We start from the raw sequence: 16090 nt of genomic DNA, 5'->3' as shown, positions 1-16090 counted from the left end.
AGGTCCTGGTGGAGTTAGCGGGAGGTGAGGGAGTCCAGGAACGCGCGCGGCAGCATGCGGCCCGGATTGAAGGTGTTGGCCGGGTCCAGCGCGCGCTTGATCTGCGCCATGGCGGCCAGCGCGACCGGGCTCTTGTAGTGCATGAAGGCCGCCTGCTTCTGCCGCCCGATGCCGTGCTCCGCGGAGATGGAGCCGCCCAGGCGCGCGGCGGTGGCATGCACGACGCCGTGCACCGCCCCTTCGTGCGAACGGAAATCGGCATCGGCCATGCCGGCGGGCTTGCCCTGGTTGTAGTGCAGGTTGCCGTCGCCCACGTGGCCGAAGCAGACGATGCGGATGCCGGGCATCAGCTGCTGCAGCGCCGCGCCGGCCTGGTCGATGAAATCGGGAATGCGCGAGATGGCGACGGCGATGTCGTGCTTGATCGACGGGCCTTCCAGCCGCTGGGCCTCGGGGATGTGCTCGCGCAGTGCCCAGAAGGCATGGGCCTGGCTGTCGGAGGCGGCGAGCGCGGCATCCAGCACCAGGCCATCCTCCATCGCCGCGCCCAGCACCTCCTCCACCGCGGGCTGCAGGTCCAGGCTCGCGGAGACCTCCGACACGTCGAGCAGCACCGACCAGGGCGCCACGCCGCCGAGCGGTGCGCGCATGCCGGGCGTGCCATGCTGCAACACCAGGCCCAGCGGCCCCTCGCCGATCAGCTCGAAGGCGGTCACGCGCTCGCCCACCGCATCGGTCAGGCGCGACAGCAGCGCCACCGCGGCCCGCGGGTCGCGCACCGCGGCCCAGGCCGTGACCACCTGGCGCGGCCTTGAAAAGAGCTTGAAGGTGGCGGCGGTCACGATGCCCAGCGTGCCTTCGCCGCCGATGAAGAGCTGCTTCAGGTCGTAGCCGGTGTTGTCCTTGCGCAGCGCGCCCAGCAGGTCGAGCACGCGGCCATCGGCCAGCACCACTTCCAGGCCCAGCACCAGTTCGCGGGTGTTACCGTAGCGCAGGACCTGCTCGCCGCCCGCGTTGGTGGAGACCACGCCACCCACCGTGGCGCTGCCCTCGGAGGCCAGCGAGAGCGGGAACAGGCGGCCCGCCGCCTCGGCCGCGGCCTGCGCCTCGCGCACGGTGCAGCCGGCCTCGAGCGTGAGCGTGTTGTCCAGCGGATCCGCGCGGCGCACGGCGCGCATGCGATCGAGGCTCAGCACGATCTCGGTCCCCGAGTCGTCGGGCGTGGAGGCGCCGACGAGGCCGGTGTTGCCGCCCTGCGGCACGATGGGCACACCCGCGGCCGCACAGGCCGCGACCACGCGCGACACCTCGCCGGTGCTGGCCGGGCGCACCACGGCACGCGCGGCGCCGGGGTAGATGCGGCGCCACTCGGCCTCGTAGCGGGCCATGTCGGCGGCGGCCGTCAGCACGTGGGCAGCGCCCACGATGCCGGACAGCGTCTCGGCCAGCGCGTCGGTGGCTGGGGCGGCGGGAATGTCGATGGTCGCGGTCATGCAGAAGGCGGGTGCCCCTGCGCGCCGATCGTCCGGCGCGAGGAAAACCCCCGATGTCTCCGTCTCTAAAAACACTTCTCGGCAACCCGGCACGAGGGCAGGGCGGGGGCCCTGCGCCATCGTGCCGGGATGGCTCTTTATGATTTGCAGTATTTCATTGATTGAAATACAGTTCAATAAACAAAATTCTAGTGAGCGTGCCCGGCGCTGTCAACGGTGTCGGCACCGATGCGGCGATCGCACACAATCTGCACCCATGAGATCTACCCCCGCTTCGAAGAAGACATCGGACCCGAGCCCGGCCCGCAAGACGGCACGGCGCCCATCGGACGCCGCCTCGCCCGTGAAGGCGACGGCCTCCGAGGTGGAGGCCAGCGCGCCGCAGCCGCCCTCCGGCGTGCTCGAGCGCGGCCTGTCGATCCTCGAATGCTTCACCGAGGACCGGTTGCGGCTGAAGTTGCGCGAGCTGGCCGAATGCACGGGCCTGGACAAGGCCACACTGCTGCGGCTGCTCGGCGTGCTGGTGCGTGCCCGCATGGTCCACCGCTTCGACGACGGCGCCTACGCACCCGGCCCGGCGCTGCTGCACATGGGCATGCTCTACCGGCGTACCTTCGACATCGGCACGCGGCTGCAGCCGGTCCTGCAGGAGGTGATGCGGCAGACCGGCGAGACGGTGGCCTTCTACGTGCGCGACGGCGACGAACGCGTCTGTCTCTACCGCGAGAACAGCAGCAACGAGGTGCGCCACCATGTGGAAGTGGGCGCGCGGCTCAAGCTCTCGGCCGGCGGCTCGTCGTCGCACGTGCTGCGCTATTTCACGGGCGGCAGCACGCCGCATGCGGAGGCCATTGCGCGCGACGGCTTCGCCATCACGCGCGAGGAGCGGGTGCCGCAGATCGCGTCGGTGGCGGTGCCTGTGTTCGACAGCGACGGCGCCTTCCAGGGCGCGCTGGTGGTGATCGGCCTCGCGCAGCGGCAGAGCGCCACGGCCCAGCGCAAGGCCGTGCAGGTGGCGCAAAAGGCGCTGGTGCAGCAGGGCTTCAGCAGCCGTCCGCCGCGGGACTGGCGCCGGTAGCGCCCGCGGGCCGTGTGGCCCCGGGTCACAGCCGGTCGACGGGAATCTTCAGGTACGCGGTGCCGTTGGCATCGGGCGGCGGCATGCGGCCCGCGCGCATGTTGACCTGCACCGACGGCAGCATCAGCGCCGGCAGCGCCAAGGTGGCATCGCGCGCTTGACGGCGCGCGACAAAGTCGGCCTCGGGCACGCCCTCGCGCACATGGATGTTGCCCGCGCGCTGCGCTGCGACGGTGGTGCTGCAGGCGGCCTCTCGCCCGGTGGGCGGGTAGTCGTGGCAGAGGTAGAGCACGGTCTGCGGCGGCAGTGCGAGCAGCCGGCGGATCGAACGGAACATGGTGGGCGCATCGCCGCCGGGGAAATCGCAGCGGGCGGTGCCCAGGTCGGGCATGAACAGCGTGTCGCCGACGAACACCGCATCCGGGCCGCCGGCCGGGTCGGCGATGCGGTAGGCCATGTCCGCCGGCGTGTGGCCGGGCACATGCAGCGCCTGCGCCTGCAGCCGGCCGATGGCGAAGGCCTCGCCATCGGCGAACAGCCGGTTGAACTGCGAGCCGTCCACGGCCATGTCGCCGGCATTGAAGACGCCGCGGAATTCACGCTGCACGTGGGTGATGCCCGCACCGATCGCCAGCGTCCCGCCGAAGCGCTGCTGCAGCCAGGGCGCACCGGACAGGTGATCCGCATGCGCATGCGTCTCCAGCAGCCATTGCACCCGCAGGCCCTTCGCCTCGATGTGCGCGGCCACGGCCTCGGCCGGACGCGCATCGGTGCGGCCGGAACGCGCGTCGAAGCCCAGCACCGGGTCGATGACCGCACAGACGCCGGCGCCATCGTCGACCACATGGGAGAAGGTGGCGGTGGCCGCATCGAAGAAGGAACGGATGAAAAGGCGCATTTGGCAAATTCCTCGCAAGTCGAGTCATTTTATATAATGACACGAATTTCATTCAATAAAATCTAGAGACTACAGTGGCCGCAACTTCCATCTCCACCGCCTTGCCCGAATCCACGCTGGTCGCGCATCTGTTCCATCAGGCAGCCCAGCCATTGACGGCCGTCACGCGTGCACGGCTCGCGCAGGCGCTGCTGGACTGGTTCACCGCCGGCGGGTCGGCGCAGGACATGCCCGCTGCCGCCGGGCTGCGCGGCCTGGGACAGGCGTTGATGCCCGGCGCCGGCAGGGCGGCGCTGTTCGGCGGCAAGCCCGAAGGCGCCACACCGCTGGCCGCCGGCTTCGTCAACGCGGGCATCGCGCATCTTCGCGAGATCGACGACGCGCACCGCGCGGCGATGCTGCATCCGGGCGTGGTCGCCATCACGCCGGTGCTCGCGCTGGCATCCTCGCTCGAGTTGACGCACGAGCGCGCCGCACGCGCCATCGTGGCCGGCTACGAGGTCGCACTGCGCCTGGGCGAAGCCCTGGGCGCGCGCCATGCGGGCCTGTTCCACGCCACCGCCACGGCCGGCGCCGTGGGCGCGGCTGCCGCGGCCGGCATGGCGATGGGGCTCGATGCGCGGCGGCTGCACCATGCGCTGGGCATCGCCGCGACGCAGGCGGCCGGCCTCTGGCAACTGGTGGACGACGACGCGCACGATTCCAAGTCGCTGCATCCCGCGTTCGCCGTGCGCAACGGCATGACGGCAGCCTATGCCGCCCGGGCCGGCCTGCCGGGGGCGCGCGCCTTCTTCACCGGCCGGCGCGGCATGTACGCCGCGCTGGCCGGCGAAGGGCCATTGGCCGCCGTCGATGGAGGGCTGGAGGCGCCCGAGCGGCTGCACACCACCACCATCAAGGCCTGGCCGGCCTGCGCGATGCTCTTCACGCCGCTCGACGCGACGCACGCATTGATCGAGGAACACCACATCCGCGCCGCCGACGTGCAGGCGATGGAGATCGAGATCTTTCCGCATGCGCTGAAGATCGCGGGCGTGCAGTGGCCCGCCAGGCCGACCGAGGCCAGCTTCTGCCTGCGCTACCTGCTGGCAGTGCTGCTGGAGAAGGGCGCGCTCGGCATCACGGACACGGAGGCACCCGACCTCGACAACCCCGGGCTGCGCGCCCTGGCCGCGCGCATGCAGGTGCTGCCGAACGATCAGTTCCAACGTGCGTTCCCGCAGCGCCGTCCGAGCCGCGTGACGATCAGGCTGCACGATGGAAGGCAGCTCACGGCCTACCGCGATCTGCGCCGCGGCGACCCCGAGGACCCCTACACCTGGGAAGGCTTGCAGCAGCGCATGCGCACCTTCGTGCCCGCCATGGGCGATGCGCAGGCCGCCGCACTGGCCAGGTGGTGCGAGGGGTTCACGGATGCGGCGCAGGATGCCTTGCGCTGCGCGCCGGCCGACGCGCTGTTCGGCGCAGCCTAGCGTTGCTCCGGCCAAAACAACAACACAAAAAAAGTTTGCCGAGCCTGTTGACGCGAAAGTAAAGACTATTTACAGTTCATCCCACTCGCGGATTTGCCCGCACGGATTTCATTCACACCAACGCAAGCAGGAACCATCGTGAACGCAGGACTGACCCTCACCAGCATTCGACCCGCACCGGGCCGGGTGTTCGTGCGTGCCTGGTTTTGCGCTGACCTCGGCATGCTGCCGTCGAAGCGCCATCAGCGACCGAACCCCATGCACTTCACGCCGGCGCATTCGCCGCGGGCTCGTGCCGATGAGGATCAGTTGCCACCGGGCGGAGGTAGCGCGTAACTAAGCGCGCATCTCTCAAGCGCTCTCATGCAGAGGCCCGGACACCGAAAGGTTCCGGGCCTTTTTGTTTTTACCCGAGCGGGACCGGGCCATGCAGATGGCCCTCCCGCGGAAACCGGCCGCAAAGATTGGGCGGCGCCGGAACCCGTAACCGGACACCTTTTTTCCCGCGTTAGCTCAATGGACCAGAGCACCTGCCTACGAAGCAGGGGGTTGCACGTTCGAGTCGTGCACGTGGGACCAACGCCTCGCTGGCTCAGAGAACAGACGAGCGAATTTGCACCACGTGGTGCGCGTAGCTCAAGGGCAGAGCCGCGGGTTGTGATCCCGCTGACGACGGTTCGACTCCGTTCGCGCACCCCATGTTCGACCCTCTCCATGGCGATGGCTATTCCGCGTCATCGATCTCATCGAAAACCATCGCCGCGAAAGGAGGCGAAATGAACCCACATGTACTGCAACTGGACATCCAGGGAACGCCGCAGGCCTGGATCTCGCTGGAGCAGGCTGCGCTGCACTATGCCAGCGCATCCGTTGCCTGGGAGCAGGGCACCACGCCGCTGGCCACATTGCGCGGCGGCTTCAACGTCGCTCGGGGAGCGCAGTCGCGAATCGAAGTGGCGCCGATCATCGCGCTGCGCGGCGCATCGAAGATCAATCTTTTCGAGGTCGTTCCCGGCGTCAGCAAGAGCAAGCTGCTGCGTCGCGACCGCCACACCTGCGCTTACTGCGCCGGCGTGTTCCACGAACGCGAGCTGCAATGCGAGCACGTGTTCCCGGAATCGCGCGGTGGACCCTGGACCTGGATGAACCTGGTCGCCGCTTGCGCGCCGTGCAACAACCGCAAGGCGGCGCGCACGCCGGAGGAGGCGGGCATGCCGCTGGTCTACCTGCCCTACGTGCCGAGCCGCTTCGAGGACTTCCTGCTGGAAGGCCGGAACATCCGGGCGGATGTGCACGAGTGGCTGGCGAGGCGTCTGCCGAAGGGGTCTCGGCTGCATTGACGATCCGTGTCGACGGAGAGATACCTCTGCACCTTTGGGGCGCTTCTTTTGAAGCGCCTTTTTTTGATCAAAGAGGACCGTGGGACAAGAATTCGTGCTGATGATGAGGTCGTCGGCCGCCCGTTTGCACCTCTCAGGACCGCCTGGTGAGGAATTCCCGCACCCTCTCTGCCTGATCGCCCACGACAGCGACCGCATTTCGCAGTTCTTGCTCGCTCACACCGAGCGCGTGGGTCCAGTCCTTGACCTCCCGCGCCTCGTTGAGATTGATGCGATTGCGGCCCTGGACGCTCACATTGGTCTTGTCGTCTGCCATGTTGTCGTGTTCCTTAAGCCAATCTGCGGGGTCGGGCTGCCAGCGCCGCTCCTCGGCGGACAGCTCCTGAATCAACTTCAACCGGTAAGTTGGCCTCTCCATGCAGGCAATTGGCGCATCCTGCTGAAAGCCTCCTTGTAGGAAGGTGGGATGCTTGGTGACGATCGTTCACCTACAAAACATGACACCCGGAGGACTGAAGCCAGCGAATGCAGCCGGGCGTCGCGTCCAGCTTCACTTTGCTCTGAAGTTTCCTCGACGTCCCAGCCCCCAGGCGCCTATAGTGGAATTCGAGCCTGCGAAGCATGAGCTGCTGGCCTGCCCCGCCGCTTCGTGCCTGACCAAGGAGGTCTTCATGCACCGTTTCCTTCTCAACAATCGCGACGAACTGATCGCGAGGTGCAAGGCGAAAGTTGCACAGCGCCCCTTGCGAGCGGCGACCGACAAGCAACTGGCCCATGGCGTGCCCATGTTCCTGGACCAGCTCACGAGAACGCTCTCCGCGGAAGACGACGACGAACTGGACCTGAGCATCGCCATCTCGGGGCCCTCTGGAGGCGATACGCTCGCCCTGTCGGAAATAGGCGTGAGCGCCACCGCGCACGGCAAGGAACTGCTCAATCTCGGCTATACCGTGGACCAGGTCGTTCATGACTACGGCGATCTCTGCCAGGCCATCACGGACCTCGCATTCGAGTGCGACGCGCCATTTGCCGTGGTCGAGTTTCGCACGTTGAACCGTTGTCTGGACAACGCCATTGCGGACGCCGTCACCGAATTCAGCGCTCAGCGCGATGCGCAGATCTCGGTGCAGCAGCTCGCGGGCGAAAAGCAACGTCTGGGATTCCTGGTTCATGAACTGCGCAACTCGCTCGGCACGGCCACCCTCGCCGTGCGTGCGCTCGAACTGGGCCACATGGCCATCAGCGGCGCCACGGGCGCGGTCCTCAAGCGAAGCCTTTCCACGCTCGGTCTGTTGATCAGCAGGGCCACGGCCGAGGTGAGGGGCGAAGGGGCAGATCAACGCCAGACCTTCTCGGTGGCATCCTTCATTGCGGACGTCGACCTTGTGGCCCGGCTCGATGTGGCGCGCCAAGGCGCCGTTTTCGAGGTGCGAACCGTGGACCCCTCGCTGGCGATTCTGGCCAACCGGGACCTGCTTCACGCGGCGCTGGCCAACCTGCTGCAGAACGCGTTCAAGTACACCCAGGAGAACTCCATGGTGACCCTGAGCGCCTACGCCTCGGGCGAACAGGTCCTCATCGATGTCGAGGACCATTGCGGAGGATTGCCGCCAGGTGGCGCCGCCAAGATGTTCATCCCTTTCAGTCCCAACAGCGACAGCCGAGCGGGTCTGGGACTCGGGCTCTCGATCGCTCGTCAGAGCATTGAAGCGGACAACGGAACATTGACGGTCCGGGACGTGCCAGGTTCGGGCTGCGTCTTCACCATCAGCCTTCCACTTCACTCTCTTGAATAGGCGAGTTCGTGCAGCGTCGCATTGCAGCGGATGGTCATGGCGGGGCAGGCCTCTGACGCAGCCTCCGGCGGCGCTCAGCACGGCGGCGGCACCATCGATTTGCGCTGCATCAATTGAAACAAATTGCTTATTTCTTTTTGGCGATGGCGGCACGACATGCCTTTACCCCTCAGACTGGGCGCAACGGCGGCGTTCTGACCGAGCACGTTCAATGAAGGAAACTTCCATGCAACGGAAACTCTCGCGTTCTCCCCGCATCGTGGGTGCTGGGGCACTCGCCTTGTTGGCTGTCCTGGCCGTTCAATCCGCGCAAGCCGCCGTGGCGACCGCCACGTTCCAGGTGACGGCCACCGTGCTGAAGGCCTGCCTCGTGTCGACACCCGCCACGCTGGCCTTTGGCAGCTACACCCCGTCGACCGGGACAGTGGCCACCGGCACAACGGCATTCAATGTCACCTGCACTTTCGGCACGACGTACTCTGTAGGCCTGAGTCCTGGCGCCGGCTCGGGTGCGACGGTAACCACGCGCAAGATGACGAGCCCGACAGCTCCCGCAGGCAACGAAACCCTGTCGTACGCTCTTTTCAAGGAAAGCGCGATGACCACCAACTGGGACGACAGCACGGCCGGTACAGGCTACACGGCCACCGGCCTGCCGCAGCCGTACACCATCTACGGCGCGATTCCCATCGGCCAATACACCGCTTCCCCCCAGGTGGACTACGCCGACACCATCACGCTCACGTTGACCTACTGAGGTCGACGACATCGCGCCGAATGGCTCCACTGCTCCCGCGCATAGCGGCATTGCTGCCCTGGGTGCTGGCGGCGATGGGGATAGCGTCCGGCGCAGTCCAGGCCGCGAGTCTCTATGTCGCGCCGGTGCGGGTGGTGCTGACACCATCGCGTCCCGTTGCGGCCCTTACGTTGGGCAGCGGCGAAGAAGAGGCCGAAGTCGCGGTCCAGGCGGAGGTGATGGCCTGGTCGCAAGAGAACGGGCAGGACATCTATCAGCCCACGCGCGAGGTGCTGGTCAACCCTTCGATCTTTCGCCTGTCGCCTGGCGCGCAGCAGATCGTGCGGCTCGGCCTGCAGGTTCCGGCGGCCGACACGGAGCGCAGCTACCGCATCTTCTTCCAGCAGTTGCCGCGTGACCAGGCGCTCCCACGGGACGGCAAGGGCGGCGCGCAATTGCAGACGCTGCTGCGTCTTGCCGTGCCGATCTTCGTACCGCCCGCAGGCGCATCGCGCCAGGACGCGCAATGGCGCCTGCAGCGTGCGTCCCCCGATTCGGCCACACCCGGAGGTTCCGGCCACGTCCTGACCATCGACAACCGCGGCACGGATCATTTGCAGCTGACGCAGATCCTCGTGCGGCGCGAAGGTGGCGTCGAACTGCTGCGAAAGAACATGTCCCTCTATGTGCTGCCTGGCCGGTCGGCCGACGTGGCGTTGGACCTGCCCCTGCTGGCCCGTGGCAGCAGCCTCCAGATCGATGCCACGAGCGATGCGCCCACCGCGTTGCCGGCGGCCATCGTGCACATTCCCCGTGCCGACACCGCGCCACGCCAGTGACGAGGCCCCCGGGTTGCAGCTGCTGCGTGTGTCTTGTCACCCCGCCCGGGGCAGGCTGAGCCTCCCCGCGCGCCCCTCGGCGGCACTCGGCCTCTGCGTGTGCTGCAGTTGCCTCGCTGTTCAGGTCGCCAGTGCGCAGACCGTTGCCTCGAATCCCGCGGAAGATGCACAGCCTGTGATCCTGGACGTGCGCATCAACGGACAGCCGCAGGAAGCGATGCGACCCATTCGCCGCCGTGGCGCGCAGTTGCTGTTCGGGCGGCCAGACCTCGAGGCCTGGCAGTTGGTCATACCTGCTGCGCCCACCGCGCGGATCGGCGGCGTCGACTATTTCGATCTGCGCGGCATCACGGGCCTCAAGGTGACGCTGGACGAGCGCACCCAGAGCGCGAATCTGCAGGTACCGCCCGAGGCCTTCACTGCCGGCGCGACACGTGCACGCACCGCGCCGCGCGTGCCCCTGTCCGAGGCCGCACTTGGCGGCTTCCTCAACTATGACGTCGCGTTGCAGCACGATCGCCAGGGAACCCGCGCCTCGGGTTATTTCGACGCGGCAGTCTCAGGCGCGTGGGGAGTGATGGCCAGCAACTTCGTGGTCGGCCAGTCTTCGCTCGGGGGAGCCCACGGCGCGACCCGGCTCGACACCTACTACCGATACGACGACCCCGAGCGCCTGACGCGGCTGACCGTGGGTGACTCGATCACGCAAGGCGCCGTATGGTCCACGCCATTTCGTTTCGGTGGCGTGCAGTTCGGCACCCAGTTCAGCCTGCAGCCGGGCTACATCAGCTATCCGACGCCGACACTGCGTGGCGGCTCGGCCGTTCCTTCGGCCGTGGAGGTGTATGTCAACGACACGCTGCGCTACCAGGACAAGGTGAATGCGGGGCCGTTCGCGATCAGTGATGTGCCGGTACTGACGGGCGCGGGCGAAATGCGTTTTGCAGTGACCGATGCGCTCGGCGTGCGCCGCACGGTCACGGCGCCGTACTACGTGAGCTCGAGCCTGCTGCGCGCCGGCCTGTCGAACTACTCGATCGCGTTCGGCTGGAATCGCCTGCGCTATGGCGAGCGCAGCTTCGACTACGGACGGCCCTTCGTGTCCGGCAACTGGCGCAAGGGGCTGGATGACACGGCCACCATCGAATGGCATGGCGAGGCCGACGCGCGCAGCCAGACCGCCGGCGGCGGCCTGAACTGGGTGTGGGCCCCGATGGGCGAATTCGGCCTGCACGGCGCTGCCAGCCGTTCTTCGGATGGCGGGCACGGCACGCTGGCGCGGGCCTCTTTCACGCGCACGAGCAACGACTGGAACTTCTCCGCCAGCCGCCAGGTGGCAAGCCGGGACTTCACCCAGATCGGCTGGCAGGACGGCAAGGTGCACGTCGCTGGTCAAAGCCAGGTCTTTGCGGGACGCTCGCTGGGAAAGTTCGGAACGCTCGGTGCCAGCCATACGCTGCTGCGCTACAGCTCCGGCGAGCGCGTCGGCGTGTGGACGGCCAGCTGGACGCTGGCCGTCGCCGGCGACGCATGGTTGAGCACCTACGCCGCGCGCACCAGCCAGAATGCCATGCGCCCAGCCACCACCGTTGGCGTGACGCTGACCGTGCCGCTGGGTGAACGCCGCAACCTCTCGGTCTCGACGCAACGCAGCGAAGGACGCAACACGACCACCGCCGAAATCAGCCAGTCGCCGCCCAGCGATGCCGGCTACGGCTATCGGCTGCTGGTGTCGCGCGGCGAACTCCAGAGGACGGAGGCGAGCGTCGATTGGCTCGGCCGCTACGGCATCGTCACGGCCGAAGCTGCAAGGCTGGGCGGCGAGACGGGTCTGCGCCTGCGCGCCAGCGGCGCAGTGGGCTATACGCAAGGGCTTGCATTCGCAACCCGCCAGACCGACGACGCCTTCGCGCTGGTCACCGTGCCGGGCGCACCGGGCATCAAGGTCTACCGCGAGAACCAGCCCTGGACCACCACCGATGCGGAAGGACGGGCCATCGTGACCGGCTTGCGCGCCTATGAACCGAACCGGATCGGCATCGACAACACCGATCTCCCCATCGAGGCACAGGTGCGCAGCGACACGCTCCAGGTTGTCCCGCGCTACAAGGGCATTGCGATTGCGGCCTTCGATATTTCCCATGACACGCAGGTACTCGCGACCGTCCATCTGCCCGACGGGCGGCCCTTGCCGCCCGGCATCGACATCTGGAGCAGCACGCGCGCGGCTTCGCTCATCTCCGGATACGGCGGGGCGGTGTCCATCGAGCGGCCGCAGGCCGGCGAACAGTTCGAAGCGCGCTGGCGTGGCGGACAATGCCGCTTCACGTTGGGTCCCGTGCTCCCCAGGAGCATCCTCTCCGGCCTTGGCCCCTACATATGCGAACCGATCGCCGCAGCCTCGTCGCCCCGTTGAAGCGCCGCATCCGCAACGTGGCGTTGGCGGTATCCATGCTGTCAGCGGCCGGCGTGGCGCAGGCCGGGACCGGGCAGACCTGCAATGTTCTTCTGTGCGTGACCGTCATTGCGGGCGACCTTGCCTTCGGCAACTACGCGCCACTGAGCGCCCTGGTGACCGACAGCACGTCGACGGTCACGATACAGGCGCGCCTGGTCCTCGGGGTGGTGCCAACGGCGATCAGCTACACCGTCGGTCTGGGAACAGGCGCCGGAACGGTCGCGCAGCGCAAGATGACCTCGGGCGCCAACGGGCTCAACTACAACCTGTACACCGATGCTGCGCGTGGCACGGTCTGGGGCGCGAGCAGTGTCTCGGGCAGCACGAGCGGCGTCACGGGCAACGCTTCGCATACTGTCTACGGGCGCATTCCCGCAAGCCAGGCCACGGTAGTGCCCGGCACCTACGCTGACGCTATCGTCGTGACCGTCACCTTCTGAGTGGGACCTTTGGCCCGACACGGACCGCGTGAACTTCGTCCGGCGTCGGTTCACGGCGTTGTGCGGGTGCTGCCGTGAAGAATAGCGCCGCGGCTTCCCGGGACTGAGCCACCTGGCTTGATCTTGCTCAAGCACCTGCCGCTCCATCGGTGCATCCTCTTGCCTGCATGCCCAGACCCGTTCCCCACCTCTTTCGCAACGAAACCACCGCGCTGCCTGCGGGCGAGCGCGCCGAATCCTTTGCGGCCACCGTGTCGATCTTGGCACCCACTGCCAAGATCGAGCAGCTCAACCGCGAGTGCTTCTGCCTCAGCCTCGACCGGGACGCGCTCGCACGCGCGCTCGGCGCCGAGCTGGGGCAGCCGGGCCTGTCGGAGCTGGTGCGCGAGCGCTGCCCGTTCGTGTTCGCGGCCCAGCCGGTGTTCGTTGCCGCGCCGCGGATACGGCGCATGGCGCAGGTGGTGCGGGCCGTCGAGTCGGTGGTGGCGCTGCCGGCGTACCGCGAACAGACGCTGGCCGCCGCTCCCGCGATTGCCCGGCTGGGCAACACAGGCCCGCGCGGCGTGTTCTTCGGCTACGACTTCCATCTCGAGCAGGACCGCCTCGGCCTCATCGAGATCAACACCAACGCCGGCGGGGCCATGCTCAACGCGGTGCTGGCGCGCGCCCAGCGAGCCTGCTGCGAGGCGATGGATTCGATGGCGCCCACGCAGGCCAGTGCGGACGCCTTCGAGCAGCGCATCGTCGACATGTTCCGCCAGGAATGGCGGCTTGCGGGCCGCTCGCGGCCGCTGGCCAGCATCGCCATCGTGGACACGGCGCCGCCGGAGCAATACCTCTACGCGGAGTTCCTGCTGTTCCAGCAACTCTTCGAGCGGCACGGCCTGCGCGCCGTCATTGCCGACCCGTCGTCCCTCGAATGGCGAAACGGTGCGCTATGGCATGGCGACGTGGCCATCGACCTGGTCTACAACCGCCTGACCGACTTCTATCTCGAGCAGCCGGAAAGCGCCGCGCTGCGTGAGGCGTACGTGCATCAAGGCGTCGTGCTGACGCCGCATCCGCAAGCTCACGCGCTGTACGCGGACAAGCGGCAGCTCGCCGTTTTCAGCGATGCGGCGCGGCTGCAGGCGCTGGGTGTGCCCGAAGCCACCCGACGGGTGCTGCTGCACGCGGTCCCGCACACCGAGGTCGTGAATGCTGCCGATGGCGAGCGCCTGTGGGCCGCACGCCGCGGCCTTTTCTTCAAGCCGGTCGCCGGCTTTGGCAGCCGCGCCGCCTACCGCGGCGACAAGCTCACGCGGCGGGTGTGGCAGGAGATCCTCGCTGGCGACTACGTGGCGCAGGCCATCGTGCCGCCGGGCGAACGCCGGATCGACGAGGACGCCGCCCATGCCATGAAGTTCGACCTGCGCGCCTACGCCTACGACGGCGACGCGCAGTGGGTGGCCGCGCGCATGTACCAGGGGCAGACCACCAACTTCCGCACCCCCGGCGGTGGCTTCGCGCCGGTGTACAGCACGGTCGACGCGTCGGGCCGCACGCTGCGCCATCCGGCTGGCGACCATGCCTCGTATGTGTTCCTGCTCGACGAGGCCGGCGGCGTGCACGCGGTCCCGCATGCGCTGTACGTGGCGCTCGCGCGCCACGAGGCCGCGGCGCCCGCATGGGCCGGCCAGAACCTGCGCCTGGCCGACTGGTACGTGCGTCTGAAGGACGGCGAGCCCGACGCCATCGTCAACGAGACCTATGGGCTTGCCCATGTCGACGCGCACGGCCGCATCGAGTCGGTGGGCGCCCCTGCCGATGCCGGCTGGCCGACGGTGGAGGAACGGGGACGCATGCACGCCATGCTTTTCGAGGCGGCGGAGGCGCTGCGTGATGCGTGAGCAGCTCGATCTTTCGCCGGCCGGCATCGAACGCCGCCGCCGCCGCCGCAGCGGGATGGTTGGCCGATGCATGCTCGCCGTGGCCGCGGCGCTGCTCGCCGCCTGTACGTCGCTTGCTCTCGACGTGCCCCGCGTGCCGTCCCATGCGTTCGACCAACCCCTGCTGACGTCGCTTGGCCGCACCTACTTCTCGCGACTCGCATCGGCACCGGGCCAATCGGGTTTTCATCTGCTGGTCTCCGGACCGGAGGCGTTTGCCGCTCGCGGCGCTCTCGCCGCAGCGGCGGAACGAAGCCTCGACCTGCAGTACTACAGCGTCGCCGATGATTCGACGGCGACCCTGCTGCTGGACGGTGTGTTGCGGGCCGCGCAGCGGGGCGTTCGCGTGCGGCTGCTGGTCGACGACCTGAATGTGGGCGATCGCGAATCTCACCTGGCCATGCTCGCCGCCCATCCGAACGTGGAAGTGAGGTTGTTCAATCCGTTCTCGCAGCGCGGCAGTTTCGGCCTGGCGCAGGTGCTCGAACTGCTTGGCGACGGCGAGCGCCTGAATCGGCGAATGCACAACAAGCTGTGGATCGCCGACGGTGCCGTGGCCGTGATGGGCGGCCGCAATCTGGGCAACGCCTACTTCAATGTGTCCCAGGAGCGCGACTTTGCCGATCTCGACGTGCTGGCCGCCGGCCCCGTGGTGGCCGACGTGTCACGCAGCTTCGACCGGTACTGGAACAGCCGTGGGGCGGTGCCGATTGCTGCAATTGCCGGCCCTGTGCCGGCCCCGGCCGAACTCCGGCAGGCATGGGCCGGGATCGCCGCGCAGGCCGGCGACTTTCGAGAGAGCGACTATGTGCGCTCGCTGCGCAAGACAGCGTTCGGCAGCCTGGTGCGCACCGGACAGGTGCCGCTGGTCATTGCGCCCGCCGAGGCGCTGTCCGACGTGCCTGTGGATCCGTTCGCTGGTTCGCTCGAGACCACCAGCGCGATCTTCCCGGTGCTGCGCAAGTCGGTCGAGAAGGCCCGGCATGAAGTGATTCTGGTGTCGCCCTATCTGGTTCCGGGTGCAACCGGCGTGCAGGTGCTTTGCGGTCTGGCCCGCCGCGGCGTGCGAGTGCGGATCCTCACCAATTCACTGGCCTCGACCGATGTGCCGGTGGTGCATGCCGGATACGCGCGCTATCGTCCGCGGATGCTCGCGTGCGGCGTGGCGCTGTATGAGTTGCGGCCCGGCGGACCCGGCGCCAGGAGCCCGCGCCTGGGGCTGTCGTCGGGTGCCAGCCTTCATGCCAAGGCCGTCGTCGTCGATGGCGAGGCGGTGTTCATCGGGTCGATGAACCTCGATCCGCGCTCCAGCAAGCTCAACACCGAGGTGGCGCTGCGGATCGAGAGCCAGGAGCTCGGGCGGCAGCTGACCGCGCTGTTCGGCGAGGCCACCACGCTCGACCAGGTCTTCGAGGTCGGGCTCGACGAGCCCGGCGACGCCGCTTCATCGCTGCATTGGCAGTCCCTGGAAAACGATCGGCCGGTGCGTTATTCGAGCGACCCGCTTGCCAGCGCATGGCGCGTCTGGATGGCCCGCTTTCTGGGGGGATTGGCGCCGGAAGAACTGTTGTAGGGAGTCCGTGGCTTCGAGGTGCCTGCCCGAGCCGTGACG

General features: G+C 67.8%; 13 protein-coding genes and 2 tRNA genes. 12 read left to right on the top strand and 3 right to left on the bottom strand.

What is annotated here, in order from left to right; all coding sequences use genetic code 11:
* Window positions 1–14 precede the first annotated feature (14 nt).
* Entirely contained in the window at window positions 15–1493 is a 1479-nt protein-coding gene (locus VAPA_RS32425; RefSeq protein WP_021004488.1) for an FAD-binding oxidoreductase, read from the bottom strand.
* Between the two features lie 256 nt (window positions 1494–1749).
* Here VAPA_RS32425 and VAPA_RS32420 point away from each other — a divergent pair, with 256 nt between their 5' ends.
* Window positions 1750–2571: an IclR family transcriptional regulator gene (locus VAPA_RS32420; RefSeq protein WP_021004487.1), complete on the top strand. Its 822-nt coding sequence runs from the start codon at window positions 1750–1752 to the stop codon at window positions 2569–2571.
* 25 nt (window positions 2572–2596) lie between these two features.
* On the opposite strand, the gene VAPA_RS32415 is transcribed toward VAPA_RS32420, so the two are convergent.
* Entirely contained in the window at window positions 2597–3469 is an 873-nt protein-coding gene (locus VAPA_RS32415) for an MBL fold metallo-hydrolase (RefSeq protein ID WP_021004486.1), read from the bottom strand.
* 74 nt (window positions 3470–3543) lie between these two features.
* Here VAPA_RS32415 and VAPA_RS32410 point away from each other — a divergent pair, with 74 nt between their 5' ends.
* The 4 genes from VAPA_RS32410 to VAPA_RS32395 all read left to right on the top strand — a co-directional run bounded on the left by VAPA_RS32410 (window position 3544) and on the right by VAPA_RS32395 (window position 6281).
* The gene (locus VAPA_RS32410; protein ID WP_041946723.1) at window positions 3544–4941 is read left to right on the top strand and encodes an MmgE/PrpD family protein; all 1398 of its coding nucleotides are present in this window, start codon (window positions 3544–3546) and stop codon (window positions 4939–4941) included.
* A gap of 502 nt (window positions 4942–5443) precedes the next feature.
* Window positions 5444–5520, top strand: a tRNA-Arg gene (locus tag VAPA_RS32405).
* 46 nt (window positions 5521–5566) lie between these two features.
* Window positions 5567–5640 (top strand) — tRNA-His (locus tag VAPA_RS32400).
* Between the two features lie 77 nt (window positions 5641–5717).
* A complete protein-coding gene (locus tag VAPA_RS32395) occupies window positions 5718–6281 on the top strand; it encodes an HNH endonuclease (protein WP_021004483.1) in 564 nt (187 codons plus the stop codon).
* 133 nt (window positions 6282–6414) lie between these two features.
* Here the strand turns inward: VAPA_RS32395 and VAPA_RS32390 are convergent, their stop codons facing one another.
* Window positions 6415–6597 (bottom strand): DUF3606 domain-containing protein, encoded by a 183-nt coding sequence (locus VAPA_RS32390; protein WP_021004482.1) that lies wholly within the window; start codon window positions 6595–6597, stop codon window positions 6415–6417.
* A 355-nt stretch (window positions 6598–6952) separates the two neighbouring features.
* Here VAPA_RS32390 and VAPA_RS32385 point away from each other — a divergent pair, with 355 nt between their 5' ends.
* The 7 genes from VAPA_RS32385 (at window position 6953) to VAPA_RS32355 (ending at window position 16051) form a co-directional block, all read left to right on the top strand.
* Window positions 6953–8077, top strand: coding sequence for a sensor histidine kinase (locus VAPA_RS32385; protein ID WP_021004481.1), 1125 nt, complete (start codon window positions 6953–6955; stop codon window positions 8075–8077).
* 226 nt (window positions 8078–8303) lie between these two features.
* Entirely contained in the window at window positions 8304–8834 is a 531-nt protein-coding gene (locus VAPA_RS32380) for a Csu type fimbrial protein (protein WP_021004480.1), read from the top strand.
* Window positions 8835–8854: 20 nt separating this feature from the next.
* Entirely contained in the window at window positions 8855–9652 is a 798-nt protein-coding gene (locus VAPA_RS32375; protein ID WP_021004479.1) for a fimbrial biogenesis chaperone, read from the top strand.
* A 217-nt stretch (window positions 9653–9869) separates the two neighbouring features.
* Complete coding sequence (locus VAPA_RS32370; protein WP_196232593.1) at window positions 9870–12068, top strand: fimbria/pilus outer membrane usher protein; 2199 nt, start codon at window positions 9870–9872, stop codon at window positions 12066–12068.
* Entirely contained in the window at window positions 12065–12550 is a 486-nt protein-coding gene (locus tag VAPA_RS32365; RefSeq protein ID WP_041946915.1) for a Csu type fimbrial protein, read from the top strand. The genes VAPA_RS32370 and VAPA_RS32365 overlap by 4 nt, the downstream gene beginning before the upstream one ends.
* Before the next feature lie 167 nt (window positions 12551–12717).
* Window positions 12718–14439, top strand: coding sequence for a circularly permuted ATPgrasp-containing protein (locus VAPA_RS32360; RefSeq protein ID WP_021004476.1), 1722 nt, complete (start codon window positions 12718–12720; stop codon window positions 14437–14439).
* Entirely contained in the window at window positions 14432–16051 is a 1620-nt protein-coding gene (locus VAPA_RS32355; RefSeq protein WP_021004475.1) for a phospholipase D family protein, read from the top strand. Before VAPA_RS32360 ends, VAPA_RS32355 begins: the two co-directional genes overlap by 8 nt.
* Window positions 16052–16090: the final 39 nt, after the last annotated feature.

The organism is Variovorax paradoxus B4 (genome assembly GCF_000463015.1).
GTDB lineage: Bacteria > Pseudomonadota > Gammaproteobacteria > Burkholderiales > Burkholderiaceae_C > Variovorax > Variovorax paradoxus_E.
This window is presented reverse-complemented; position numbering and strand designations above follow the sequence as displayed.

What these genes read in the sequence shown, in the direction of transcription:
- VAPA_RS32425 (WP_021004488.1), bottom strand. Translation starts at nt 1,493, where the DNA reads ATGACCGCGACCATCGACATTCCCGCCGCCCCAGCCACCGACGCGCTG.
- VAPA_RS32420 (WP_021004487.1), top strand. Translation starts at nt 1,750, where the DNA reads ATGAGATCTACCCCCGCTTCGAAGAAGACATCGGACCCGAGCCCGGCC.
- VAPA_RS32415 (WP_021004486.1), bottom strand. Translation starts at nt 3,469, where the DNA reads ATGCGCCTTTTCATCCGTTCCTTCTTCGATGCGGCCACCGCCACCTTC.
- VAPA_RS32395 (WP_021004483.1), top strand. Translation starts at nt 5,718, where the DNA reads ATGAACCCACATGTACTGCAACTGGACATCCAGGGAACGCCGCAGGCC.
- VAPA_RS32390 (WP_021004482.1), bottom strand. Translation starts at nt 6,597, where the DNA reads ATGGCAGACGACAAGACCAATGTGAGCGTCCAGGGCCGCAATCGCATC.
- VAPA_RS32385 (WP_021004481.1), top strand. Translation starts at nt 6,953, where the DNA reads ATGCACCGTTTCCTTCTCAACAATCGCGACGAACTGATCGCGAGGTGC.
- VAPA_RS32380 (WP_021004480.1), top strand. Translation starts at nt 8,304, where the DNA reads ATGCAACGGAAACTCTCGCGTTCTCCCCGCATCGTGGGTGCTGGGGCA.
- VAPA_RS32375 (WP_021004479.1), top strand. Translation starts at nt 8,855, where the DNA reads ATGGCTCCACTGCTCCCGCGCATAGCGGCATTGCTGCCCTGGGTGCTG.
- VAPA_RS32370 (WP_196232593.1), top strand. Translation starts at nt 9,870, where the DNA reads ATGCGACCCATTCGCCGCCGTGGCGCGCAGTTGCTGTTCGGGCGGCCA.
- VAPA_RS32360 (WP_021004476.1), top strand. Translation starts at nt 12,718, where the DNA reads ATGCCCAGACCCGTTCCCCACCTCTTTCGCAACGAAACCACCGCGCTG.
- VAPA_RS32355 (WP_021004475.1), top strand. Translation starts at nt 14,432, where the DNA reads ATGCGTGAGCAGCTCGATCTTTCGCCGGCCGGCATCGAACGCCGCCGC.